Below are 20,196 nucleotides of genomic sequence, written 5' to 3'. Positions count from 1 at the left end.
AGGAGCGAATCGCTTGGGCTTTATCTGTAATCCTTTTTCCTGCTGTCCGTTATATTCGTTTGCAACGAATGCCACTTCCATCAGGGCTAGAGAGCAATCCATTTTAATTTTTGTTATCGATGTAAAAATAACGCAAAAAACCAGTATTTCATATAAAATAATTCCTGTTGAAGAATTGTGTTGAAAATTAATTAATTATGATTTTTTTATTAGAAAATAATTACTACATTTGCAACCCCTAAAAAGTGGGGATTTAATAAATAAAAGAAAAATTAGTATTTAATTATGCCAACAATTCAACAATTAGTAAGAACAGGAAGAACTCAAATCACTAAGAAGAGTAAATCGGTTGCTTTAGATTCTTGTCCTCAAAGAAGAGGTGTTTGTACGCGTGTTTACACTACTACTCCAAAAAAACCAAACTCTGCAATGCGTAAAGTTGCGCGTGTACGTTTGACTAATGGAAATGAAGTGAATGCTTACATCCCAGGAGAAGGACACAATCTACAAGAGCACTCGATAGTATTAGTGCGAGGCGGAAGAGTAAAAGATTTACCAGGAGTTAGATACCACATCGTTCGTGGTGCGCTAGATACATCTGGTGTAGCAGGAAGAACGCAACGTAGATCTAAATACGGTGCAAAACGTCCAAAAGAAGCAAAAAAGTAAATCTAAACTAGTTATTAGTTTTTAATGTGAAAATTAAAATCAATAACAAAAAAACGAAGAAATGAGAAAAAGAGCGGCAAAGAAAAGACCACTTTTACCAGATCCAAAATTTAATGATCAATTAGTTACACGTTTCGTGAACAACTTGATGTGGGATGGTAAAAAATCTACAGCGTTTAAAGTATTTTACGATGCAATGGATATCGTAGAAGCAAAAAAGAATAATGACGAGAAATCATCATTAGAAGTATGGAAAGATGCGTTAACTAACGTTATGCCTCACGTAGAAGTACGTAGTCGTAGAGTTGGTGGAGCTACATTCCAAATTCCAATGCAAATCCGTCCAGACAGAAAAATCTCTATGGCTATGAAGTGGATGCTTCTATATGCTCGTAGAAGAAATGAGAAATCTATGGCTCAAAAACTAGCTTCTGAAATTTTAGCTGCTGCTAAAGAAGAAGGTGCTGCTGTTAAAAAGAGAATGGATACTCACAAGATGGCTGAAGCAAACAAAGCATTCTCACATTTTAGATTTTAATACATAAGAAATGGCTAGAGATTTAAAATTAACTAGAAATATTGGTATTGCAGCTCACATTGATGCTGGAAAAACTACCACTACAGAACGTATATTGTTCTATACAGGAAAATCACACAAAATTGGTGAAGTACACGATGGTGCTGCAACAATGGACTGGATGGCACAAGAGCAAGAAAGAGGTATTACAATTACTTCTGCTGCTACAACTTGTGAATGGAGTTTCCCAACTGAGCAAGGTAAAGCATTACCAACTTCACAAGATTATCACTTCAATATTATTGATACTCCTGGACACGTTGACTTTACCGTAGAGGTAAACCGTTCATTACGTGTACTTGATGGTTTAGTTTTCTTATTTAGTGCAGTTGATGGTGTTGAGCCACAATCTGAAACTAACTGGAGACTTGCAGATCAGTATAGAGTTCCACGTATGGGATTCGTAAACAAAATGGACCGTCAAGGTTCTAATTTCTTAGCAGTTTGTCAACAAGTAAGAGACATGTTAAAGTCAAATGCTGTTGCGATTACTTTACCAATTGGTGAAGAAAATGACTTCAAAGGAGTAGTAGATTTAGTGAAAAATCAAGCTATCGTTTGGCACGATGCAACTCAAGGGGCAACTTTTGATATTGTTGATATTCCAGCGGATATGGTTGCTGAAGTTAAAGAATACAGAGATATTCTTATTGAAGCAGTTGCTGATTATGATGAAAATCTTCTTGATAAATACATGGAAGATCCAGATTCAATCACTGAGGACGAAATTAATACAGCTTTAAGAGCAGCTACAATAGATATGGCTATCATTCCGATGATTGCTGGTTCTTCTTTCAAAAACAAAGGAGTTCAATTCATGTTGGATGCTGTTTGTAAATATTTACCGTCTCCATTAGATAAAGAAGGTATCGAAGGAATTCACCCTGATGATGCTGAATTATTAGAAGAAGATCAAAAGAAAATCTTACGTCGTCCTGATGTAAAAGAGCCGTTCGCAGCTTTAGCATTTAAAATTGCTACTGACCCTTATGTTGGTCGTTTAGCTTTCTTCCGTGCATACTCAGGTCGTTTAGATGCTGGTTCATATATCTTGAACACACGTTCAGGAAACAAAGAAAGAATTTCTCGTATCTACCAAATGCACGCTAACAAACAAAATCCAATCGACTATATCGAAGCTGGAGATATTGGAGCAGCAGTTGGATTTAAAGATATCAAGACTGGAGACACAATGTGTGATGAAAAGCACCCAATTATTCTTGAGTCAATGAAATTCCCTGCGCCAGTAATTGGTATCGCTATTGAGCCAAAAACTAAAGCAGACGTTGATAAAATGGGTATGGCTTTAGCAAAATTAGCTGAAGAAGATCCAACATTTACAGTTAGAACTGACGAAGCTTCAGGTCAAACTATCATTTCAGGAATGGGTGAGTTACACTTAGACATCCTTGTAGATAGAATGAAGCGTGAATTCAAAGTTGAAGTAAACCAAGGTGAGCCTCAAGTAGAATACAAAGAAGCTTTCACAAGATCTGCTCAACACAGAGAAACTTACAAAAAACAATCTGGAGGTCGTGGTAAATTCGGTGATATCGTATTTAGACTTGAGCCAGCAGATGAAGTTGATGGTAAAACTCCAGTTGGATTGCAGTTTGTTAACGAAGTAAAAGGTGGTAACGTTCCTAAAGAATACATACCATCTGTAGAAAAAGGTTTCCGTGAAGCAATGAAAACTGGTCCTTTAGCAGGATACCAAGTAGATAGTTTAAAAGTAACTTTATTAGACGGATCTTTCCACCCAGTCGATTCAGATGCACTTTCATTCGAATTAGCAGCTAGAATGGGTTATAGAGAAGTTGCGAAAGCGGCAGGAGCAATTATTCTTGAGCCGATTATGAAAATGGAAGTTATTACACCTGAAGAAAACATGGGAGATATCGTTGGTGATATCAACCGTCGTAGAGGTCAAGTAAATGACATGGGAGATAGAAATGGAGCTAAAACTATTAAAGCTGACGTTCCATTATCAGAAATGTTTGGTTATGTTACTACATTAAGAACACTTTCATCAGGTAGAGCAACATCTACTATGGAATTTTCTCACTATGCAGAAACGCCTTCAAATATCTCTGAAGCAGTTATCAAAAAAGCAAAAGGAAACGCATAATATTTATCAAGATGAGTCAAAAAATTAGAATAAAATTAAAATCTTACGATCACATGTTGGTAGATAAATCTGCTGAAAAGATTGTAAAAACTGTAAAAAGTACAGGTGCTGTTGTAACCGGTCCTATTCCGTTACCAACTCACAAAAAAATATTTACTGTATTACGTTCTCCACACGTTAATAAAAAGTCGAGAGAGCAATTTGAAGTTATGTCTTACAAAAGACTAATCGATATCTACAGTTCATCTTCAAAAACTATTGACGCTTTAATGAAATTAGAGTTGCCAAGTGGTGTAGAAGTAGAAATCAAAGTATAAGTTAAATTCAAAGTATACTGTAGTAATGTATATTGTAGAATGTAAAAAGTAAATTCTTGATACAGTAATACAATATACATTATACAGTTTTTTAGTAATAATCATTAAATTATAATTATGTCTGGGTTAATTGGAAGAAAAATCGGCATGACTAGCATTTTCGACGAGAACGGGAAAAATATTCCTTGTACAGTAATCGAAGCTGGACCTTGTGTCGTTACCCAAGTCAGAACCAATGAGGTTGACGGGTATGAAGCCTTACAACTTGGTTTCGATGACAAAACAGAAAAACACGCCACTAAAGCTGACTTAGGTCACTTTAAAAAAGCTGGTACTTCTGCAAAAAAGAAAGTCGTTGAATTCCAAAGTTTTGAAGGAGAGTTTAAACTTGGTGATAGCATCACTGTTGATGTTTTCAGCGAAGGAGAATTTGTTGATGTACAAGGTGTATCAAAAGGTAAAGGTTTTCAAGGTGTTGTTAAACGTCACGGTTTTGGTGGTGTTGGACAAGCAACACACGGTCAACACAACCGTTTAAGAGCACCAGGTTCAGTTGGAGCATCTTCTTATCCATCACGTGTATTCAAAGGAATGCGTATGGCTGGAAGAATGGGTGGTGATAATGTTAAAGTTCAAAATCTTAGAGTTTTGAAAGTAGTTGCTGAAAAGAATCTACTTGTTGTTAAAGGAGCTATTCCTGGATGCAAAAACTCTTATGTAATCATTCACAAGTAATGGAAGTAAAAGTTTTAGATATCAAAGGAAAAGATACTGGGAGAAAAGTTCAACTTTCTGATTCAGTATTCGGTATAGAGCCAAATAAACATGCGGTATATCTTGATGTTAAGCAATATCTTGCTAATCAAAGACAAGGAACTCACAAAGCTAAAGAAAGAGCTGAAGTTGCCGGAAGTACTCGTAAAATTAAGAAGCAAAAAGGTACAGGTACTGCCCGTGCTGGTAGTGCGAAAAATCCATTGTTCAAAGGTGGAGGTACAGTTTTCGGTCCAAGACCAAGAAGCTATTCTTTCAAATTGAACAAAAGCTTAAAGCGTTTAGCAAGAAAATCTGCTTTCTCTTTAAAAGCGAAAGAATCAAATATAGTAGTAGTTGAAGATTTTACTTTTGACACTCCAAACACTAAAAACTTTATGTCTGTTTTAAGTGCTTTAGGATTAGAGAATAAAAAATCTTTATTTGTGTTGGGTGATTCAAATAAAAATGTATATTTGTCGTCACGCAATTTAAAAGCTTCTAACGTAGTAACTAATTCAGAATTAAGCACTTACGCAATATTAAACGCGAATAATTTAGTGCTTCTAGAAGGTTCTTTAGAAGGAATTGAAGAAAATTTAAGTAAATAACAAGCCATGAGTATCATAGTTAAGCCTATTATTACAGAAAAAATCACCAAAGATGGTGAAGTTTTCAATCGTTTTGGTTTCGTTGTAGATAAAAAAGCTAACAAAGTACAAATTAAGAAAGCTGTTGAAGCTACTTATGGAGTATCAGTTGTTAGTGTTAATACAATGAATGTTAGACCAGATAGAACTACTAAATACACTAAAAGTGGTTTAATAAGTGGAAAGTCAAATGCTTACAAAAAAGCAATTGTACAAGTACAAGAAGGAGAAACAATAGATTTTTACAACAATATCTAATAAATTAAGATGTCAGTAAGAAAATTAAAACCTATTACCCCGGGTCAGCGTTTTAGAGTTGTTAATGGTTTTGACGCCATTACAACTGATAAGCCGGAGCGTTCATTGATCGCACCGATAAAAAACTCAGGAGGTAGAAATAGTCAAGGAAAAATGACCATGCGTTACACAGGCGGTGGTCACAAACAAAGATATCGTATCATTGATTTCAAAAGAACTAAAGTTGGTGTTCCAGCTAAAGTGAAATCAATTGAGTACGATCCGAACAGAACTGCTTTTATCGCATTATTATGGTATGCTGATGGAGAGAAAACGTATATCGTTGCTCAAAACGGTTTACAAGTTGGACAAACTGTAGTGTCTGGCGAAGAAGCTTCCCCAGAAATTGGAAATACTTTACCATTAAGTAAAATTCCATTAGGAACTGTAATTTCATGTATTGAATTACGTCCAGGACAAGGAGCTACTATTGCTAGAAGTGCAGGTACTTTTGCTCAATTAATGGCAAGAGATGGAAAATATGCTACAATTAAAATGCCGTCAGGAGAAACAAGATTAATCTTGTTAACTTGTTCAGCTACAATTGGAGCAGTATCTAATTCTGATCATCAATTAATTGTATCTGGTAAAGCAGGTAGAACTAGATGGTTAGGAAGAAGACCAAGAACAAGACCAGTAGCTATGAACCCTGTCGATCACCCAATGGGTGGTGGTGAAGGTCGTTCATCTGGAGGTCATCCACGTTCTAGAAAAGGTCTTCCTGCTAAAGGTTATAGAACTCGTTCTAAAGTTAACCCGAGTAATAAGTATATTGTTGAACGCAGAAAGAAATAATTAGATAGACATGGCACGTTCATTAAAAAAAGGACCTTTTGTACACTACAAATTAGATAAGAAAGTTCAAGAAAATATTGAAAAAGGAAACAAAGGTGTTGTTAAGACTTGGTCTAGAGCATCTATGATTACTCCTGATTTCGTAGGACAAACTATCGCAGTACACAATGGTCGTCAATTTGTTCCAGTTTATGTAACTGAGAACATGGTAGGACACAAATTAGGAGAATTTTCACCAACAAGATCATTTAGAGGTCACGCTGGAGCAAAAAACAAAGGTAAAAAATAAGAAGCAATGGGAGTTCGTAAAAGAGAAACAGCAGACGCAAGAAAAGAGGCTAACAAGTCTATAGCTTTTGCAAAATTGAATAACTGCCCTACTTCACCTAGAAAAATGCGCTTAGTAGCAGACTTGGTAAGAGGTCAGAAAGTGGAAAGAGCTTTAAATATATTAAGATTTAGCTCAAAAGAAGCTTCAAGAAAATTAGAGAAATTAGTATTATCTGCAATCAACAATTGGGAGCAGAAAAATGCTGAAGGAAACGTTTCAGAAGCAGGCTTGTTTATAAAAGAAATCCGTGTAGATGGTGGAATGATGTTAAAAAGACTTCGTCCAGCTCCACAAGGAAGAGCACACAGAATAAGAAAACGTTCAAACCACGTAACAATCGTGTTAGGAGCTAATGATAACACACAAAGCAATTAATTAAGATGGGACAAAAGACAAATCCAATAGGAAACAGACTTGGTATCATCAGAGGATGGGATTCAAACTGGTATGGTGGAAATGATTACGGTGATAAAATCGCTGAAGATTATAAAATCAGAAAGTATATTCATGCTCGTTTATCAAAAGCTAGTGTATCAAAGATAATTATCGAGAGAACTTTAAAACTTGTAACCGTTACTATCACTACTGCAAGACCTGGTATCATTATCGGAAAAGGTGGACAAGAGGTAGACAAGTTGAAAGAAGAACTTAAGAAAATTACAGACAAAGAAGTTCAAATCAACATCTTTGAAATTAAAAGACCTGAGTTAGACGCTTATTTAGTTGCAACAAGCATCGCTCGTCAAATTGAGAGCCGTATTTCATACAGAAGAGCTATTAAAATGGCTATCGCAGCAGCAATGCGTATGAATGCAGAAGGTATCAAAGTTTTGATTTCTGGTCGTTTGAATGGTGCTGAAATGGCACGTTCAGAAGGTTTTAAAGAAGGAAGAATTCCTTTGTCGACTTTCAGAGCTGACATTGATTACGCACTTGGTGAAGCTCATACTACTTATGGTAGAATGGGAATCAAAGTATGGATCATGAAAGGTGAGGTTTACGGAAAACGTGATTTATCTCCACTAGTTGGAATGGATAAAAAACAAGCTTCTGGTGGAAAAGGTGGAGACTCTCCAAGAGGAGATAGAAAACCTTACAACAAAGGTGGTAAACCAGATGCACGTAAAAGAAAGTAATTTTTTAAATTAAAGAAAAATGTTACAGCCTAAAAGAACAAAATACCGTAAGGTACAAAAAGGTAGAATGAAAGGTGTTTCTCAAAGAGGACACATGCTTTCAAGTGGAATGTTTGGAATTAAATCTGTACATGAAAATGGTATGTTTTTAACTTCACGTCAAATAGAAGCTGCACGTATTGCTGCAACTCGTTTCATGAAAAGAGAAGGACAACTATGGATTAATGTATTTCCAGACAAACCTATAACAAAGAAACCTCTTGAGGTACGTATGGGTAAAGGTAAAGGTGCCGTTGAATATTGGGCTGCCGTTGTTAAACCCGGAAAAATTATGTTTGAAGTTGGAGGAGTTCCTTTGTCAGTTGCTAAAGAGGCATTACGTCTTGCAGCTCAAAAACTTCCAGTAAAAACTAAGTTTGTTGTTGCTAGAGATTTCGAAGCATAATATATATAAAATTATGAAACAATCAGAAATTATTAGTCTGTCTACAGCTGAGTTACAAGTTAGACTTAGTGAAGTAAAGAAAACATACGCTGAATTAAAAACCGCTCACGCTATTTCACCAATTCAAAACCCACTTCAAATTAGAACAATGAGAAGAGCGGTAGCAAGATTGGCAACTGAATTAAGCAAAAGAGAATTGTAATCTGCTGAAAGATGGAAGATAAAAGAAATTTAAGAAAAGAAAGAATTGGTGTAGTTACTAGCAACAAAATGGAGAAATCTATTGTTGTTTCTGAAACAAGAAGAGTAAAGCATCCAATGTATGGTAAGTTCGTGTTAAAAACAAAAAAATACGTTGCACACGACGAAACAAACGACTGTAACATTGGTGATACAGTAAAGATCATGGAAACAAGACCTTTATCTAAGTTGAAATGTTGGAGATTAGTTGAAATCATTGAAAGAGCGAAATAAGTTATGGTACAACAGGAATCTAGATTAAAAGTAGCAGATAACACAGGAGCAAAAGAAGTTTTGACTATCCGTGTTTTAGGAGGAACGAAACGTCGTTATGCCTCTGTTGGAGATAAAATTGTAGTGTCAATTAAAGATGCAACACCAAACGGAAACGTTAAAAAAGGTGCTGTTTCTACTGCAGTTGTTGTACGTACCAAAAAAGAAGTGAGAAGAGCTGATGGATCTTATATCAGATTTGACGATAACGCTTGCGTATTGTTGAATGCTGCTGGAGAAATGAGAGGAACTCGTGTTTTTGGTCCGGTTGCCAGAGAACTTCGTGAAAAACAATTCATGAAAATTGTATCATTAGCACCAGAAGTGCTTTAATTCGATTAATGATGACAAAGTTAAAAATAAAATCAGGCGATGTAGTAAGAGTTATTGCTGGAGACCACAAAGGTACAGAAGGTAAAGTTCTTAGAGTTGACCGTGAGAAAAATAAAGCGATTGTTGAAGGTGCTAACATGGTTTCAAAACATACGAAACCAAGTGCAAAAAACCCTCAAGGAGGAATCGTTAAGAAAGAAGCTCCTATTCATATTTCTAATTTAGCTTTAATAGATCCAAAATCTAAAGAGGCTACAAAAACTGGAACTAGAGTAGAAGGAGATAAGAAAGTGAGATTTTCTAAAAAATCAAATCAAGTATTATAGTTATGGCATATATCCCTAGACTAAAAGAGGAGTACAAGAGCAGAGTTATCGCTGCTCTTAAAGAAGAGTTCGGTTACAAAAACGTAATGCAAGTTCCTAAACTTGAAAAAATCGTTATTAGCCGTGGAGTTGGTGCAGCTGTATCAGATAAAAAATTAGTTGACTACGCAGTAGATGAACTAACTAAAATTACTGGTCAAAAAGCTTTAGCTACAATTTCCAAAAAAGACGTAGCGTCATTCAAATTAAGAAAAGGAATGCCGATTGGAGCAAAAGTAACTTTACGTGGAGAAAGAATGTATGAGTTTTTAGATAGACTTATTACTTCAGCTTTACCTCGTGTAAGAGACTTTAGCGGAATCAAAGCTACTGGATTTGATGGAAGAGGAAATTACAACTTAGGAGTTTTGGAGCAAATCATTTTCCCAGAAATTGATATTGATAAAGTAAACAAAATTTCAGGTATGGATATTACTTTTGTAACTTCAGCAAGCACTGATAAAGAAGCAAAATCATTATTAGCAGAATTAGGTTTACCTTTTAAAAAGAATTAAGACATGGCTAAAGAATCAATGAAAGCCCGCGAGGTTAAGAGAGAAAAAACGGTAGCTAAGTATGCTGAAAAGAGAAAAGCTTTATTAGAAGCTGGAGACTATGAAGGTTTACAAAAATTACCTAAAAATGCTTCACCAGTTCGTTTACACAATCGTTGTAAATTAACAGGTAGACCAAGAGGTTATATGCGTCAATTCGGTCTTTCACGTGTAACATTCCGTGAAATGGCTAACCAAGGATTAATTCCAGGAGTAAAAAAAGCTAGCTGGTAGTTAGTTTATTTCAGCAGATAATTGTACATTTGCCAGCTTTTAGCCGGTAACGTACAATTATCTGCTTTAAAAAATGAGTTTAATGGCTTCAGGTTCAGTGGAATAGTTCTTCTGAAAACCGTCGCCACAATTTTATAAATATGTATACAGATCCAATTGCAGATTATCTTACGAGAGTTAGAAATGCAGTGAGAGCTAACCACAAAGTGGTTGAGATCCCAGCATCTAATCTTAAAAAAGAAATCACAAAGATTTTATTCGATCAAGGATATATCTTAAGTTACAAATTTGAAGACAACACTGTTCAGGGTTCAATCAAAATTGCTTTAAAGTATGATAAAGATACTAAAGAGCCAGTAATTAAAGATATCCAAAGAATTAGTAAACCAGGTTTACGTAAGTACGCAGGTGCTTCTAAATTACCAAGAATCTTAAATGGTTTAGGTATTGCTATTGTTTCTACATCAAAAGGATTGATGACAGGAAAACAAGCTAAGCAATTAAATGTTGGTGGAGAAGTAATTTGTTACGTATACTAATTAAAAGCTAAACGATGTCAAGAATAGGTAAAAATCCAGTTGCAATCCCTGCCGGAGTTACTGTTGAAGTAGCAGAAGGAGTGGTTACAGTTAAAGGAAAATTAGGACAACTTACACAGGAGTTTTCGGACGTAACTGTTAAGATTGAAGAAGGTCAAGTTATTGTTGAGAGATCATCAGATCACAAAGACCAAAGAGCTAAACATGGTTTATACAGATCATTAATCAATAATATGATTGTTGGTGTATCTACTGGTTTCACTAAAGAATTAGAGCTTGTGGGTGTGGGATACAGAGCTTCAAATCAAGGTCAAAAACTTGATTTAGCTTTAGGTTTTTCACATAATATCGTTTTAGAAGTTGCTCCAGAGGTTACTGTTGAGACAATTTCAGAAAAAGGTAAGAACCCTATCGTAAAACTTACATCTTATGATAAACAACTTTTAGGTGCTATCACTGCGAAAATTAGAAATTTCCGTAGACCAGAACCATATAAAGGAAAAGGTATCAAGTTTGTAGGTGAAGTATTAAGAAGAAAAGCAGGTAAATCAGCTTAAAAATATAGATTATGTCATTAACAAAATCTGAAAGAAGACAGAGAATCCAGTATAGAATAAGAAAGATTGTAAGCGGTACTGCTGCAAGACCAAGACTTTCTGTATTCAGAAGTAACAAAGAAATCTATGCTCAGCTCATAGACGATGTCAATGGTGTTACTCTATTAGCTACTTCATCTAGAGATAAAGGAGTAGATTCTAAAGGAACAAACGTAGAAGTTGCTACACTAGTTGGAAAATTAGTTGCAGAAAAAGCGTTACAAGCCGGTATCGATACAGTAACTTTCGATAGAGGAGGTTATTTATATCACGGTCGTATTAAATCATTAGCAGAAGGCGCAAGAGCGGCTGGACTTAAATTCTAATATATTATGTCTAAATATAAAAATGTAGAATTAGTAAAACCTAGTGGTCTTGAATTAAAAGATCGTTTGGTTAGTGTAAATCGTGTTACCAAAGTAACAAAAGGTGGTAGAGCTTTTGGCTTTTCTGCAATTGTTGTTGTAGGTGATGAAAATGGAGTAGTTGGTCACGGATTAGGAAAATCTAAAGACGTTTCTGAAGCAATTGCGAAAGCAGTAGAAGATGCAAAGAAAAATCTAGTAAGAATTCCTTTAAGTGGACAATCTGTTCCTCACGAACAAAAAGGTAAATTTGGTGGAGCTCGTGTTTTCTTAATGCCTGCATCTCATGGTACAGGAGTTATTGCTGGTGGTGCTGTTCGTTCAGTACTTGAATCAGTTGGAATTCACGACGTATTATCAAAATCTCAAGGGTCTTCTAATCCACATAACGTGGTGAAAGCAACTTTTGATGCATTACTACAAATGAGAAGCGCTTATACTGTTGCAAAACAAAGAGGTGTTTCTTTAGAGAAAGTTTTTAAAGGTTAATTCAAGGAAATTATGGCTAAATTATTAGTAAAACAAGTTAGAAGTAAAATCAACTGTCCTCTTACACAAAAAAGAGGTTTAGAGGCTTTGGGTCTAAAAAAAATGAATCAAGTTGTAGAACATGATTCAAACCCAACTATCCTTGGAATGATCAATAAAGTTAAACACTTAGTTTCCGTAACGGAAGTTAAATAACAATTTATAGTTATGAATTTAAGTAACTTACAACCTGCTGAAGGTTCTACGCACAATCAAAATAAAAGATTAGGTAGAGGAGAAGGTTCTGGTAAAGGTGGTACTTCTGCAAGAGGTCACAAAGGAGCAAAATCTCGTTCTGGTTATTCTAAGAAAATTGGTTTTGAAGGTGGTCAAATGCCACTTCAAAGACGTGTACCTAAGTTTGGTTTCACAAATGTTAATAGAATTGAGCATCAAGGTGTAAATCTTGATACGCTACAAGCTTTAGTTGACAACGGAATTGTAACAGATACTGTAGATTTCTCAGTATTAGTTGAAAACCGTTTAGCTACAAAATCTGAATTAGTGAAGATTTTAGGTAGAGGAGAATTGAAAGCAAAATTAAAAGTAACTGCTCACAAATTTACTGCTACTGCAAAAGCTGCAATTGAAGCAGCAGGTGGAGAAGCAGTAACATTATAATATTCTGACTTTATGAAGAATTTTATTGAATCGTTTAGAAATGTTTGGAAAATTGAGGAGTTAAAGAATAGAATTCTTTGGACTTTAGGTTTACTAGTTATCTATCGCTTTGGCGCTCACGTAACTTTACCTGGAATCGATGCTACTCAATTGGCTGGACTTGAAGGACAAACAAAAGACGGAATAGGATCTATTCTTGATATGTTTACTGGAGGTTCATTCTCTAAAGCATCTGTTTTCGCATTAGGTATCATGCCTTACATTTCTGCTTCAATTGTAGTTCAGTTAATGGGAATAGCAATTCCTTACTTGCAAAAATTACAAAAGGATGGTGAAAGTGGAAGAAAGAAAATTAACCAAATAACACGTTGGTTAACAATCGGAATTACACTTTTACAAGGTCCAGGTTATATCTATAACTTGTACAGAACTATCCCAAATAGTGCGTTTTTGTTAGGTTTTGATTCGTTTTCATTCTTATTTTCATCAGTTTTAATTTTAACTACAGGAACAATTTTTGCAATGTGGTTGGGAGAAAAAATAACTGATAAAGGTATTGGAAATGGTATTTCATTATTGATTATGGTTGGAATTCTTGCTAGATTGCCTGAGGCATTTTTACAAGAAGTAACTTCAAGAATGGAAGGTGCAAACGGAGGTTTGATGTTAATTGCTATTGAAATTATTGTATGGATGCTTGTTATTATAGCTTGCGTACTTTTAGTAATGGCAATTAGAAAAATTCCAGTACAATATGCAAGAAGAACTAATGCAGGTGACTTTGAACAAGATATGTTAGGTGGAAACAGACAATGGATTCCATTAAAACTTAATTCAGCAGGTGTTATGCCAATCATTTTTGCGCAAGCAATTATGTTTATCCCGGCAGCGTTAGCTGGTTTGTCTCAGTCAGAAACATCGCAATCAATTGCAGGTGCATTTAGTAATATGTTCGGATTTTGGTATAATTTAGTGTTTGCTTTATTAATCCTTATCTTTACATTCTTTTATACAGCAATTACAGTTCCTACAAATAAAATGGCAGATGATTTAAAAAGAAGCGGTGGATTTATTCCAGGTATTAAACCAGGTGTTGAAACTTCAGATTTTTTAGATAAAATTATGTCATTAATTACATTTCCAGGCGCATTATTTCTTGCATTAATTGCTGTGTTCCCAGCTTTAGTAGTAAGCATTGGTGTTCAACAATCTTGGGCTATGTTCTATGGCGGAACTTCTTTGATTATTATGGTAGGAGTTGCAATCGACACTATTCAACAAATAAACACTTATTTATTGAATAAGCATTATGATGGTTTAATGAAAAGTGGTAAAAATAGAAAAGCAGTAGCTTAATTTTTATGGCAAAACAATCAGCAATAGAACAAGACGGATCAATAATTGAAGCATTATCAAATGCTATGTTCCGTGTAGAATTAGAAAACGGACATATCGTTATCGCACACATCTCTGGAAAAATGCGTATGCATTACATTAAATTGTTACCTGGTGACAAAGTAAAACTAGAAATGAGTCCTTATGATTTGTCTAAAGCAAGAATCACTTACAGATACTAAAGTTATTTAAAAATGAAAGTAAGAACATCAGTAAAGAAAAGAAGCGCAGAATGTAAGATTGTGCGTAGAAAAGGAAGATTATACGTTATTAACAAAAAGAATCCTAGATTTAAACAAAGACAAGGATAATTATGGCAAGAATAGCAGGGGTAGATATACCTAAAAACAAAAGAGGTGTTATAGCACTTACCTATATCTTCGGAGTAGGAAAAAGTAGAGCTATTGAGGTTTTAGAAAAAGCTCAAGTAAGCCAAGATATTAAAGTTCAAGATTGGAATGATGACCAAATCGGAGCAATCCGTGAGGCAATTTCTTTTTACAAAATTGAAGGAGAACTACGTTCTGAAACTTCATTAAACATCAAACGTTTAATGGATATCGGTTGTTACAGAGGAATTCGTCATAGATCGGGTCTTCCATTAAGAGGACAAAGAACTAAAAACAATTCTAGAACAAGAAAAGGTAAGAGAAAAACTGTTGCTAACAAGAAAAAAGCAACTAAATAGTAAGTAATATGGCTAAAGCAAGTACAAAAAAACGTAAGGTTATTATTGAATCTTCAGGCGAAGCTCATATTAGTGCTACCTTTAACAACATCATCATCTCGTTAACAAACAAGAAAGGTGAAGTAATTTCTTGGTCTTCTGCCGGTAAAATGGGTTTCAGAGGTTCAAAAAAGAACACTCCTTATGCAGCGCAAATGGCTGCAGAAGATTGTGGTAAAGTAGCATTAGAAGCTGGATTGAAGAAAGTTAAAGTTTATGTTAAAGGTCCAGGTAATGGAAGAGAATCTGCGATCAGATCTTTACATAACAGCGGAATTGAAGTAACAGAAATCATTGACGTTACTCCAATGCCTCACAACGGATGTCGTCCTCCAAAAAGACGTAGAGTATAATTTTTACTGTCTTTTCAGTAAATAATACAACTATAATTAAGTATAACAAGAGAAAGAACAAAGATTATCGAAGGATTTATTGACCTGAATTCATAATCTCTATCTCAAAACAATTTTAAAATGGCAAGATATACTGGTCCAAGTACAAAAATCGCTCGTAAATTTGGCGAAGCAATTTTCGGAGCTGATAAAGCTTTCGATAAAAGAAATTATCCTCCTGGACAACACGGGATGGCTAAAAAAAGAGGTAAAAAATCTGAATATGCTGTCCAGTTAATGGAAAAGCAAAAAGCTAAATATTCTTACGGAATTTTAGAAAAACAATTCAGAAACTTATTCGAAAAAGCAGCAGCTTCTAAAGGTGTAACTGGTGAAATCCTTTTACAATTATGTGAAGCACGTTTAGATAACGTTGTTTTCAGAATGGGAATCGCTTCTACAAGAAGAGCAGCAAGACAAATCGTTTCTCACCGTCACATTACTGTAAATGGTGAATTAGTAAACATCCCATCATACCACTTAAAACCGGGTGATGTAGTTGCAGTTCGTGAAAAATCAAAATCTTTAGAGTCAATTGAACGTTCTTTATCAAACTCTAGTCATGTTTATGAATGGATTACTTGGAATAATGATACTAAATCTGGTACGTTCGTTACTGTTCCTGCTAGACTTCAAATTCCAGAAAACATTAAAGAACAATTAATCGTAGAGTTGTACAACAAATAATAATTGACACTAGTCTAAATTATGGCAATATTTAATTTTCAAAAGCCCGATAAAGTTATCATGATCGATTCAACCGATTTTGAAGGTAAGTTTGAGTTCAGACCTTTAGAACCTGGTTACGGATTGACAGTTGGTAATGCACTTAGAAGAGTTTTACTTTCTGCACTAGAAGGTTATGCTATCACATCTACAAGAATTGAAGGTGTTGAGCATGAGTTTTCTACTATTTCAGGAGTTGTTGAAGATGTTACAGAAATTATCCTTAACCTTAAACAAGTACGTTTCAAACGTCAAATTGAAGATATCGATAACGAATCAGTAACTATATCTATAACTGGTAAAGAGCAAATCACTGCTGGCGATTTTCAAAAATTTATCTCTGGTTTTCAAGTTTTAAACCCAGATTTAATCATCTGTAATCTAGATTCAAAAGTTAATTTCAACATGGAGTTAACAATTGAAAAAGGTAGAGGATACGTTCCTGCAGAAGAAAATAAAAAGCAAAATGCTGCTATCGGTACAATCTTTACAGATTCTATCTTTACACCAGTGAAAAACGTGAAATATGCTATTGAAAATTTCCGTGTTGAGCAAAAAACAGATTATGAAAAGTTAGTTTTCGAAATTAAAACTGATGGTTCAATCAATCCAAAAGACGCTCTTACTGAAGCTGCAAAAGTATTAATTCACCACTTCATGTTATTCTCAGATGAAAGAATCACTCTTGAGGCAGACGAAATCGCTCAAACAGATTCATACGATGAGGAATCATTGCATATGAGACAATTGCTTAAAACTAAGCTTGTCGATATGGATTTATCTGTAAGAGCATTAAATTGCTTAAAAGCAGCTGAAGTTGATACATTAGGAGACCTTGTCTCTTTTAACAAACACGACTTAATGAAGTTCCGTAACTTCGGTAAAAAATCTTTAACAGAATTAGATGAACTAGTTGCTGTGAAAAATTTAACCTTCGGAATGGATTTGTCAAAATATAAATTAGATAAAGACTAGTTCTTTATTCAAATTAAATAGCATTTAAAATGAGACACGGAAAAAAAGTAAATCACTTAAGCAGACAGACTGGACATAGAAAATCTATGTTAGCTAATATGGCTTGTTCACTTATTGAGCACAAACGTATTAACACAACTGTTGCTAAAGCAAAAGCGCTTAAACAATTTGTTGAGCCTTTAATCACTAAATCAAAAGAAGATACTACTCACAATCGTCGTATAGTATTCGCTTACCTTCGCAACAAATACGGAGTTACTGAACTTTTTAGAGAAGTAGCTGCTAAAGTTGGTGATCGTCCAGGTGGATACACTCGTATCATCAAAGTTGGAAACCGTTTAGGTGATAACGCAGATATGGCAATGATCGAACTTGTAGATTTCAACGAACTTTACAATGGTGGTAAAAAAGAAGAGAAAAAAGCTAAAAGCCGTCGTGGTGGAAAAGCTAAAAAAACTGAAACTCCTGTTGCAGAAACAGAAGCTCCAGAAATTTCTTCAGAAGAAACTACTGATAAAGCAGAATAATGAATTCAATTTCATAAATATAAAGGATAAGCTATTTTTAGTTTATCCTTTTTTTTATGTTCCATTGGTAAATAAATATTCTGTAAGATTAAGGAGCGAATGGGTCGGGCTTTATCAGCAATCCATGTTCCTGCTTTCCGCAGTATCTTTATTGTTTTTAAGAAAAATAATAAAGGATACTTGCTCCAATCAGGGCTAAAGAAGTAACTACAGGAATGTTTATAAACTTTCACAAAACAACACGCAAATAATTGCAAGATTTGAGTTAATAAAATAACTTTGCAAAACACAATACAACACAACTAAACTATTACAAATGAAGTACACGACAAGACCACAAGCCCTACTTTTACTTGCAGACGGAACCATATTCTACGGTAAATCAATCGGAATTTCAGGAACAACTTTTGGTGAAGTATGCTTTAATACCGGAATGACAGGTTACCAAGAAATTTTTACCGATCCATCTTATTTCGGACAAATAATGGTAGCTACAAATCCACACATAGGAAATTATGGCGTAAATGAAAACGAAGTAGAATCAGAAAAAATAATGATTTCTGGACTAGTTTGTAAAAATTTCAGCTTCAATCACTCACGTCCAGATTCAGAAAGCAATCTATACGATTATTTCGAAAAACAAAATCTAGTTTGCATCTCAGATGTAGATACAAGAGCTTTAGTAGGATACATCAGAGACAACGGAGCACAAAACGCCGTAATCTCAACAGACGGAACTTCAATCGAAGAACTAAAAAAACAACTAGAAAATGTTCCGAATATGGTTGGATTAGAACTAGCTTCTAAAGTTTCAACCAAAGAACCATACTTCTTCGGAAACGAAAATGCAGCTTTCAAAATCTCTGCCTTAGATCTTGGTATCAAAAGAAACATCCTTAGAAATCTTGCTAAAAGAGATTGCTACATAAAAGTATTTCCATACAACACTTCTTTCGAAGAGTTAAAAGCATTTAATCCAGATGGATATTTCTTATCAAATGGTCCTGGTGATCCAGAACCTTTGGAAGGTGTAATTAATGTTGCTAAAGAAATTTTAAATGGTGATAAACCAGTTTTCGGAATTTGTCTAGGTCACCAAATCATAGGCTTAGCCAACGGAATTTCTACCTATAAAATGTTCAATGGTCACAGAGGAATCAATCATCCTGTAATGAATGTTTTAACTGGTAAAGGTGAAATTACATCTCAAAATCATGGTTTTGCTGTAAACAGAGAAGAATTAGAAAAAAATCAAGATTTAGAAATTACACATTTCCACATTAATGATAATACTGTGGCTGGAATGCGAATGAAAAATAAAGATTGTTTCTCTGTACAATACCATCCAGAAGCAAGTCCTGGTCCACACGATTCAAGTTATTTATTCGATGAATTCATAACAAATATCAAAAATAATAAAAGCATCTTAGCCTAATTTAAGTTGTTTTTAAAAATTATAAATCACTAAAACGATTGCGTTTATAAGTTTTTTTTAATTAACAAATTTGCATTTTAACTTTCTGTAAATTTGTAGTATTAACAAAAATAACAACCATAAATTAACAAATAATCATAAACAATGAGTATTATTATCAAAGTTCACGCAAGACAAATTCTTGACTCAAGAGGAAATCCTACAATAGAAGTAGATGTTGTTACAGAAAACGGTGTTTTAGGTCGCGCTGCTGTTCCATCTGGAGCATCAACAGGCGAACATGAAGCAGTAGAACTTCGCGATGGTGGAAAAGCCTTCATGGGTAAAGGAGTTTTAAAAGCGGTAGAAAATGTAAATACAACAATTGCTTCTGAATTACTTGGAACTTCTGTATTCGAACAAAATCATATCGATCAAGTAATGATTGATTTAGATGGAACTCACAATAAATCGGTTCTTGGTGCTAACGCAATTTTAGGTGTTTCTCTTGCTGTTGCAAAAGCTGCTGCCAATGAATTAGGATTGCCTTTATACCGTTACATCGGTGGTGTTTCTGCCAATACATTGCCAGTTCCAATGATGAACATCATCAACGGTGGTTCACATTCTGATGCGCCAATCGCGTTTCAAGAATTCATGATTATGCCAGTAAAAGCAACTTCTTTTACACACGCAATGCAAATGGGAACTGAAATTTTCCATAATCTTAAAAAAGTATTACACGATAGAAATCTTTCTACAGCTGTTGGTGACGAAGGTGGTTTTGCACCAAATCTTGCTGGCGGAACAGAAGATGCTTTAGATACAATCAAAAAAGCAGTTGAAAACGCAGGTTATAAATTTGGAGACGAAATTATGATTGCTCTAGATTGCGCTGCTTCAGAATTTTATGTAGACGGAAAATACGATTACACAAAATTTGAAGGTGCAACTGGAAAAATTAGAACATCAAAAGAACAAGCAGAATATTTAGCTTCACTTGCAGCAAATTATCCAATTATTTCTATCGAAGACGGAATGTATGAAGACGATTGGGAAGGTTGGAAATATTTAACTGAATTAATTGGTGATAAAACACAATTAGTTGGAGATGATTTATTTGTAACGAACGTTCAACGTTTAGCAACAGGAATTGAAAAAGGAATTGCCAACTCAATTTTAGTAAAAGTAAACCAAATCGGTACATTAACAGAAACAATTGCTGCTGTAAATATGGCACACAATGCAGGTTATACATCAGTAATGTCTCACCGTTCTGGAGAAACAGAAGATA

34 protein-coding genes are annotated in these 20,196 nt (G+C 34.7%); all 34 read left to right on the top strand.

The window, feature by feature from the left end; translation table 11 throughout:
* Positions 1 to 285: 285 nt before the first annotated feature.
* Positions 286 to 669: a 30S ribosomal protein S12 gene (gene rpsL / locus DIU01_RS13170; protein WP_007136570.1), complete on the top strand. Its 384-nt coding sequence runs from the start codon at positions 286 to 288 to the stop codon at positions 667 to 669.
* A 61-nt stretch (positions 670 to 730) separates the two neighbouring features.
* A complete protein-coding gene (gene rpsG, locus DIU01_RS13165) occupies positions 731 to 1,207 on the top strand; it encodes a 30S ribosomal protein S7 (RefSeq protein ID WP_290835176.1) in 477 nt (158 codons plus the stop codon).
* A gap of 10 nt (positions 1,208 to 1,217) precedes the next feature.
* Positions 1,218 to 3,374, top strand: coding sequence for an elongation factor G (fusA, locus tag DIU01_RS13160; RefSeq protein WP_290835174.1), 2,157 nt, complete (start codon positions 1,218 to 1,220; stop codon positions 3,372 to 3,374).
* An 11-nt stretch (positions 3,375 to 3,385) separates the two neighbouring features.
* On the top strand, positions 3,386 to 3,691 hold the full coding sequence (gene rpsJ / locus DIU01_RS13155) for a 30S ribosomal protein S10 (protein ID WP_035125647.1): 306 nt from the start codon (positions 3,386 to 3,388) through the stop codon (positions 3,689 to 3,691).
* 117 nt (positions 3,692 to 3,808) lie between these two features.
* On the top strand, positions 3,809 to 4,426 hold the full coding sequence (gene rplC, locus DIU01_RS13150) for a 50S ribosomal protein L3 (RefSeq protein ID WP_035125648.1): 618 nt from the start codon (positions 3,809 to 3,811) through the stop codon (positions 4,424 to 4,426).
* Entirely contained in the window at positions 4,426 to 5,055 is a 630-nt protein-coding gene (rplD, locus tag DIU01_RS13145) for a 50S ribosomal protein L4 (RefSeq protein ID WP_290835171.1), read from the top strand. The genes rplC and rplD overlap by 1 nt, the downstream gene beginning before the upstream one ends.
* A gap of 6 nt (positions 5,056 to 5,061) precedes the next feature.
* A complete protein-coding gene (gene rplW, locus DIU01_RS13140; RefSeq protein ID WP_290835169.1) occupies positions 5,062 to 5,352 on the top strand; it encodes a 50S ribosomal protein L23 in 291 nt (96 codons plus the stop codon).
* A gap of 9 nt (positions 5,353 to 5,361) precedes the next feature.
* The gene (gene rplB, locus DIU01_RS13135) at positions 5,362 to 6,186 is read left to right on the top strand and encodes a 50S ribosomal protein L2 (protein WP_035125651.1); all 825 of its coding nucleotides are present in this window, start codon (positions 5,362 to 5,364) and stop codon (positions 6,184 to 6,186) included.
* Between the two features lie 10 nt (positions 6,187 to 6,196).
* Complete coding sequence (gene rpsS, locus DIU01_RS13130; RefSeq protein WP_014085019.1) at positions 6,197 to 6,475, top strand: 30S ribosomal protein S19; 279 nt, start codon at positions 6,197 to 6,199, stop codon at positions 6,473 to 6,475.
* A gap of 6 nt (positions 6,476 to 6,481) precedes the next feature.
* A complete protein-coding gene (gene rplV, locus DIU01_RS13125) occupies positions 6,482 to 6,892 on the top strand; it encodes a 50S ribosomal protein L22 (RefSeq protein ID WP_035125652.1) in 411 nt (136 codons plus the stop codon).
* Between the two features lie 5 nt (positions 6,893 to 6,897).
* Positions 6,898 to 7,653 carry a 30S ribosomal protein S3 gene (gene rpsC, locus DIU01_RS13120; RefSeq protein WP_035125653.1) on the top strand — a complete coding sequence of 252 codons (756 nt, stop codon included), beginning with the start codon at positions 6,898 to 6,900 and terminating at the stop codon, positions 7,651 to 7,653.
* 19 nt (positions 7,654 to 7,672) lie between these two features.
* Positions 7,673 to 8,098, top strand: coding sequence for a 50S ribosomal protein L16 (gene rplP, locus DIU01_RS13115; RefSeq protein WP_035125654.1), 426 nt, complete (start codon positions 7,673 to 7,675; stop codon positions 8,096 to 8,098).
* Between the two features lie 13 nt (positions 8,099 to 8,111).
* The gene (rpmC, locus tag DIU01_RS13110) at positions 8,112 to 8,300 is read left to right on the top strand and encodes a 50S ribosomal protein L29 (protein WP_035125655.1); all 189 of its coding nucleotides are present in this window, start codon (positions 8,112 to 8,114) and stop codon (positions 8,298 to 8,300) included.
* Positions 8,301 to 8,311: 11 nt separating this feature from the next.
* Positions 8,312 to 8,572, top strand: a complete 261-nt coding sequence (rpsQ, locus tag DIU01_RS13105) for a 30S ribosomal protein S17 (protein ID WP_035125656.1) — start codon at positions 8,312 to 8,314, stop codon at positions 8,570 to 8,572.
* Between the two features lie 3 nt (positions 8,573 to 8,575).
* On the top strand, positions 8,576 to 8,944 hold the full coding sequence (rplN, locus tag DIU01_RS13100) for a 50S ribosomal protein L14 (protein ID WP_007803649.1): 369 nt from the start codon (positions 8,576 to 8,578) through the stop codon (positions 8,942 to 8,944).
* A gap of 11 nt (positions 8,945 to 8,955) precedes the next feature.
* Positions 8,956 to 9,270, top strand: coding sequence for a 50S ribosomal protein L24 (gene rplX / locus DIU01_RS13095; RefSeq protein WP_290835188.1), 315 nt, complete (start codon positions 8,956 to 8,958; stop codon positions 9,268 to 9,270).
* Positions 9,271 to 9,272: 2 nt separating this feature from the next.
* Positions 9,273 to 9,824, top strand: a complete 552-nt coding sequence (rplE, locus tag DIU01_RS13090) for a 50S ribosomal protein L5 (protein ID WP_035125658.1) — start codon at positions 9,273 to 9,275, stop codon at positions 9,822 to 9,824.
* A gap of 3 nt (positions 9,825 to 9,827) precedes the next feature.
* Positions 9,828 to 10,097, top strand: coding sequence for a 30S ribosomal protein S14 (rpsN, locus tag DIU01_RS13085; protein ID WP_035125659.1), 270 nt, complete (start codon positions 9,828 to 9,830; stop codon positions 10,095 to 10,097).
* Between the two features lie 140 nt (positions 10,098 to 10,237).
* On the top strand, positions 10,238 to 10,636 hold the full coding sequence (gene rpsH / locus DIU01_RS13080) for a 30S ribosomal protein S8 (RefSeq protein ID WP_035125660.1): 399 nt from the start codon (positions 10,238 to 10,240) through the stop codon (positions 10,634 to 10,636).
* Between the two features lie 14 nt (positions 10,637 to 10,650).
* Positions 10,651 to 11,193 (top strand): 50S ribosomal protein L6, encoded by a 543-nt coding sequence (gene rplF, locus DIU01_RS13075; protein WP_290835159.1) that lies wholly within the window; start codon positions 10,651 to 10,653, stop codon positions 11,191 to 11,193.
* An 11-nt stretch (positions 11,194 to 11,204) separates the two neighbouring features.
* Positions 11,205 to 11,558: a 50S ribosomal protein L18 gene (gene rplR, locus DIU01_RS13070; protein ID WP_035125662.1), complete on the top strand. Its 354-nt coding sequence runs from the start codon at positions 11,205 to 11,207 to the stop codon at positions 11,556 to 11,558.
* A 3-nt stretch (positions 11,559 to 11,561) separates the two neighbouring features.
* Positions 11,562 to 12,086, top strand: coding sequence for a 30S ribosomal protein S5 (gene rpsE / locus DIU01_RS13065; protein WP_089046918.1), 525 nt, complete (start codon positions 11,562 to 11,564; stop codon positions 12,084 to 12,086).
* A 12-nt stretch (positions 12,087 to 12,098) separates the two neighbouring features.
* Entirely contained in the window at positions 12,099 to 12,281 is a 183-nt protein-coding gene (rpmD, locus tag DIU01_RS13060; RefSeq protein WP_035125664.1) for a 50S ribosomal protein L30, read from the top strand.
* Positions 12,282 to 12,293: 12 nt separating this feature from the next.
* The gene (gene rplO / locus DIU01_RS13055) at positions 12,294 to 12,746 is read left to right on the top strand and encodes a 50S ribosomal protein L15 (RefSeq protein WP_035125665.1); all 453 of its coding nucleotides are present in this window, start codon (positions 12,294 to 12,296) and stop codon (positions 12,744 to 12,746) included.
* Positions 12,747 to 12,758: 12 nt separating this feature from the next.
* Positions 12,759 to 14,102 carry a preprotein translocase subunit SecY gene (gene secY / locus DIU01_RS13050; RefSeq protein ID WP_290835154.1) on the top strand — a complete coding sequence of 448 codons (1,344 nt, stop codon included), beginning with the start codon at positions 12,759 to 12,761 and terminating at the stop codon, positions 14,100 to 14,102.
* Positions 14,103 to 14,107: 5 nt separating this feature from the next.
* A complete protein-coding gene (gene infA, locus DIU01_RS13045) occupies positions 14,108 to 14,323 on the top strand; it encodes a translation initiation factor IF-1 (RefSeq protein ID WP_007136545.1) in 216 nt (71 codons plus the stop codon).
* 12 nt (positions 14,324 to 14,335) lie between these two features.
* Positions 14,336 to 14,452 (top strand): type B 50S ribosomal protein L36, encoded by a 117-nt coding sequence (gene ykgO, locus DIU01_RS13040; protein WP_081932050.1) that lies wholly within the window; start codon positions 14,336 to 14,338, stop codon positions 14,450 to 14,452.
* A gap of 2 nt (positions 14,453 to 14,454) precedes the next feature.
* Positions 14,455 to 14,829, top strand: a complete 375-nt coding sequence (gene rpsM / locus DIU01_RS13035; RefSeq protein ID WP_035125667.1) for a 30S ribosomal protein S13 — start codon at positions 14,455 to 14,457, stop codon at positions 14,827 to 14,829.
* Between the two features lie 8 nt (positions 14,830 to 14,837).
* On the top strand, positions 14,838 to 15,221 hold the full coding sequence (gene rpsK / locus DIU01_RS13030) for a 30S ribosomal protein S11 (RefSeq protein WP_035125668.1): 384 nt from the start codon (positions 14,838 to 14,840) through the stop codon (positions 15,219 to 15,221).
* A 120-nt stretch (positions 15,222 to 15,341) separates the two neighbouring features.
* Positions 15,342 to 15,947 carry a 30S ribosomal protein S4 gene (rpsD, locus tag DIU01_RS13025; RefSeq protein ID WP_290835147.1) on the top strand — a complete coding sequence of 202 codons (606 nt, stop codon included), beginning with the start codon at positions 15,342 to 15,344 and terminating at the stop codon, positions 15,945 to 15,947.
* Positions 15,948 to 15,968: 21 nt separating this feature from the next.
* A complete protein-coding gene (locus DIU01_RS13020; protein WP_035125671.1) occupies positions 15,969 to 16,961 on the top strand; it encodes a DNA-directed RNA polymerase subunit alpha in 993 nt (330 codons plus the stop codon).
* 29 nt (positions 16,962 to 16,990) lie between these two features.
* Positions 16,991 to 17,488 carry a 50S ribosomal protein L17 gene (rplQ, locus tag DIU01_RS13015; RefSeq protein WP_290835144.1) on the top strand — a complete coding sequence of 166 codons (498 nt, stop codon included), beginning with the start codon at positions 16,991 to 16,993 and terminating at the stop codon, positions 17,486 to 17,488.
* Between the two features lie 316 nt (positions 17,489 to 17,804).
* Complete coding sequence (gene carA, locus DIU01_RS13010) at positions 17,805 to 18,923, top strand: glutamine-hydrolyzing carbamoyl-phosphate synthase small subunit (protein ID WP_290835142.1); 1,119 nt, start codon at positions 17,805 to 17,807, stop codon at positions 18,921 to 18,923.
* 144 nt (positions 18,924 to 19,067) lie between these two features.
* Positions 19,068 to 20,196, top strand: a 1,129-nt coding sequence (eno, locus tag DIU01_RS13005; RefSeq protein WP_290835140.1) for a phosphopyruvate hydratase, incomplete at its 3' end; no start/stop codon positions are given.

Origin of the sequence: Flavobacterium sp. (assembly GCF_003525665.1) — a bacterium.
Classification (GTDB): Bacteria; Bacteroidota; Bacteroidia; order Flavobacteriales; family Flavobacteriaceae; genus Flavobacterium.
Note: the sequence above shows the minus strand (reverse complement) of the source record. Positions and strands in the feature narration are given on the sequence as shown.

Bases quoted from the DNA above. Each gene is read 5' to 3' on its own strand.
- rpsL (WP_007136570.1), top strand. From the start codon at position 286: ATGCCAACAATTCAACAATTAGTAAGAACAGGAAGAACTCAAATCACT.
- rpsG (WP_290835176.1), top strand. From the start codon at position 731: ATGAGAAAAAGAGCGGCAAAGAAAAGACCACTTTTACCAGATCCAAAA.
- fusA (WP_290835174.1), top strand. From the start codon at position 1,218: ATGGCTAGAGATTTAAAATTAACTAGAAATATTGGTATTGCAGCTCAC.
- rpsJ (WP_035125647.1), top strand. From the start codon at position 3,386: ATGAGTCAAAAAATTAGAATAAAATTAAAATCTTACGATCACATGTTG.
- rplC (WP_035125648.1), top strand. From the start codon at position 3,809: ATGTCTGGGTTAATTGGAAGAAAAATCGGCATGACTAGCATTTTCGAC.
- rplD (WP_290835171.1), top strand. From the start codon at position 4,426: ATGGAAGTAAAAGTTTTAGATATCAAAGGAAAAGATACTGGGAGAAAA.
- rplW (WP_290835169.1), top strand. From the start codon at position 5,062: ATGAGTATCATAGTTAAGCCTATTATTACAGAAAAAATCACCAAAGAT.
- rplB (WP_035125651.1), top strand. From the start codon at position 5,362: ATGTCAGTAAGAAAATTAAAACCTATTACCCCGGGTCAGCGTTTTAGA.
- rpsS (WP_014085019.1), top strand. From the start codon at position 6,197: ATGGCACGTTCATTAAAAAAAGGACCTTTTGTACACTACAAATTAGAT.
- rplV (WP_035125652.1), top strand. From the start codon at position 6,482: ATGGGAGTTCGTAAAAGAGAAACAGCAGACGCAAGAAAAGAGGCTAAC.
- rpsC (WP_035125653.1), top strand. From the start codon at position 6,898: ATGGGACAAAAGACAAATCCAATAGGAAACAGACTTGGTATCATCAGA.
- rplP (WP_035125654.1), top strand. From the start codon at position 7,673: ATGTTACAGCCTAAAAGAACAAAATACCGTAAGGTACAAAAAGGTAGA.
- rpmC (WP_035125655.1), top strand. From the start codon at position 8,112: ATGAAACAATCAGAAATTATTAGTCTGTCTACAGCTGAGTTACAAGTT.
- rpsQ (WP_035125656.1), top strand. From the start codon at position 8,312: ATGGAAGATAAAAGAAATTTAAGAAAAGAAAGAATTGGTGTAGTTACT.
- rplN (WP_007803649.1), top strand. From the start codon at position 8,576: ATGGTACAACAGGAATCTAGATTAAAAGTAGCAGATAACACAGGAGCA.
- rplX (WP_290835188.1), top strand. From the start codon at position 8,956: ATGACAAAGTTAAAAATAAAATCAGGCGATGTAGTAAGAGTTATTGCT.
- rplE (WP_035125658.1), top strand. From the start codon at position 9,273: ATGGCATATATCCCTAGACTAAAAGAGGAGTACAAGAGCAGAGTTATC.
- rpsN (WP_035125659.1), top strand. From the start codon at position 9,828: ATGGCTAAAGAATCAATGAAAGCCCGCGAGGTTAAGAGAGAAAAAACG.
- rpsH (WP_035125660.1), top strand. From the start codon at position 10,238: ATGTATACAGATCCAATTGCAGATTATCTTACGAGAGTTAGAAATGCA.
- rplF (WP_290835159.1), top strand. From the start codon at position 10,651: ATGTCAAGAATAGGTAAAAATCCAGTTGCAATCCCTGCCGGAGTTACT.
- rplR (WP_035125662.1), top strand. From the start codon at position 11,205: ATGTCATTAACAAAATCTGAAAGAAGACAGAGAATCCAGTATAGAATA.
- rpmD (WP_035125664.1), top strand. From the start codon at position 12,099: ATGGCTAAATTATTAGTAAAACAAGTTAGAAGTAAAATCAACTGTCCT.
- rplO (WP_035125665.1), top strand. From the start codon at position 12,294: ATGAATTTAAGTAACTTACAACCTGCTGAAGGTTCTACGCACAATCAA.
- secY (WP_290835154.1), top strand. From the start codon at position 12,759: ATGAAGAATTTTATTGAATCGTTTAGAAATGTTTGGAAAATTGAGGAG.
- infA (WP_007136545.1), top strand. From the start codon at position 14,108: ATGGCAAAACAATCAGCAATAGAACAAGACGGATCAATAATTGAAGCA.
- ykgO (WP_081932050.1), top strand. From the start codon at position 14,336: ATGAAAGTAAGAACATCAGTAAAGAAAAGAAGCGCAGAATGTAAGATT.
- rpsM (WP_035125667.1), top strand. From the start codon at position 14,455: ATGGCAAGAATAGCAGGGGTAGATATACCTAAAAACAAAAGAGGTGTT.
- rpsK (WP_035125668.1), top strand. From the start codon at position 14,838: ATGGCTAAAGCAAGTACAAAAAAACGTAAGGTTATTATTGAATCTTCA.
- rpsD (WP_290835147.1), top strand. From the start codon at position 15,342: ATGGCAAGATATACTGGTCCAAGTACAAAAATCGCTCGTAAATTTGGC.
- DIU01_RS13020 (WP_035125671.1), top strand. From the start codon at position 15,969: ATGGCAATATTTAATTTTCAAAAGCCCGATAAAGTTATCATGATCGAT.
- rplQ (WP_290835144.1), top strand. From the start codon at position 16,991: ATGAGACACGGAAAAAAAGTAAATCACTTAAGCAGACAGACTGGACAT.
- carA (WP_290835142.1), top strand. From the start codon at position 17,805: ATGAAGTACACGACAAGACCACAAGCCCTACTTTTACTTGCAGACGGA.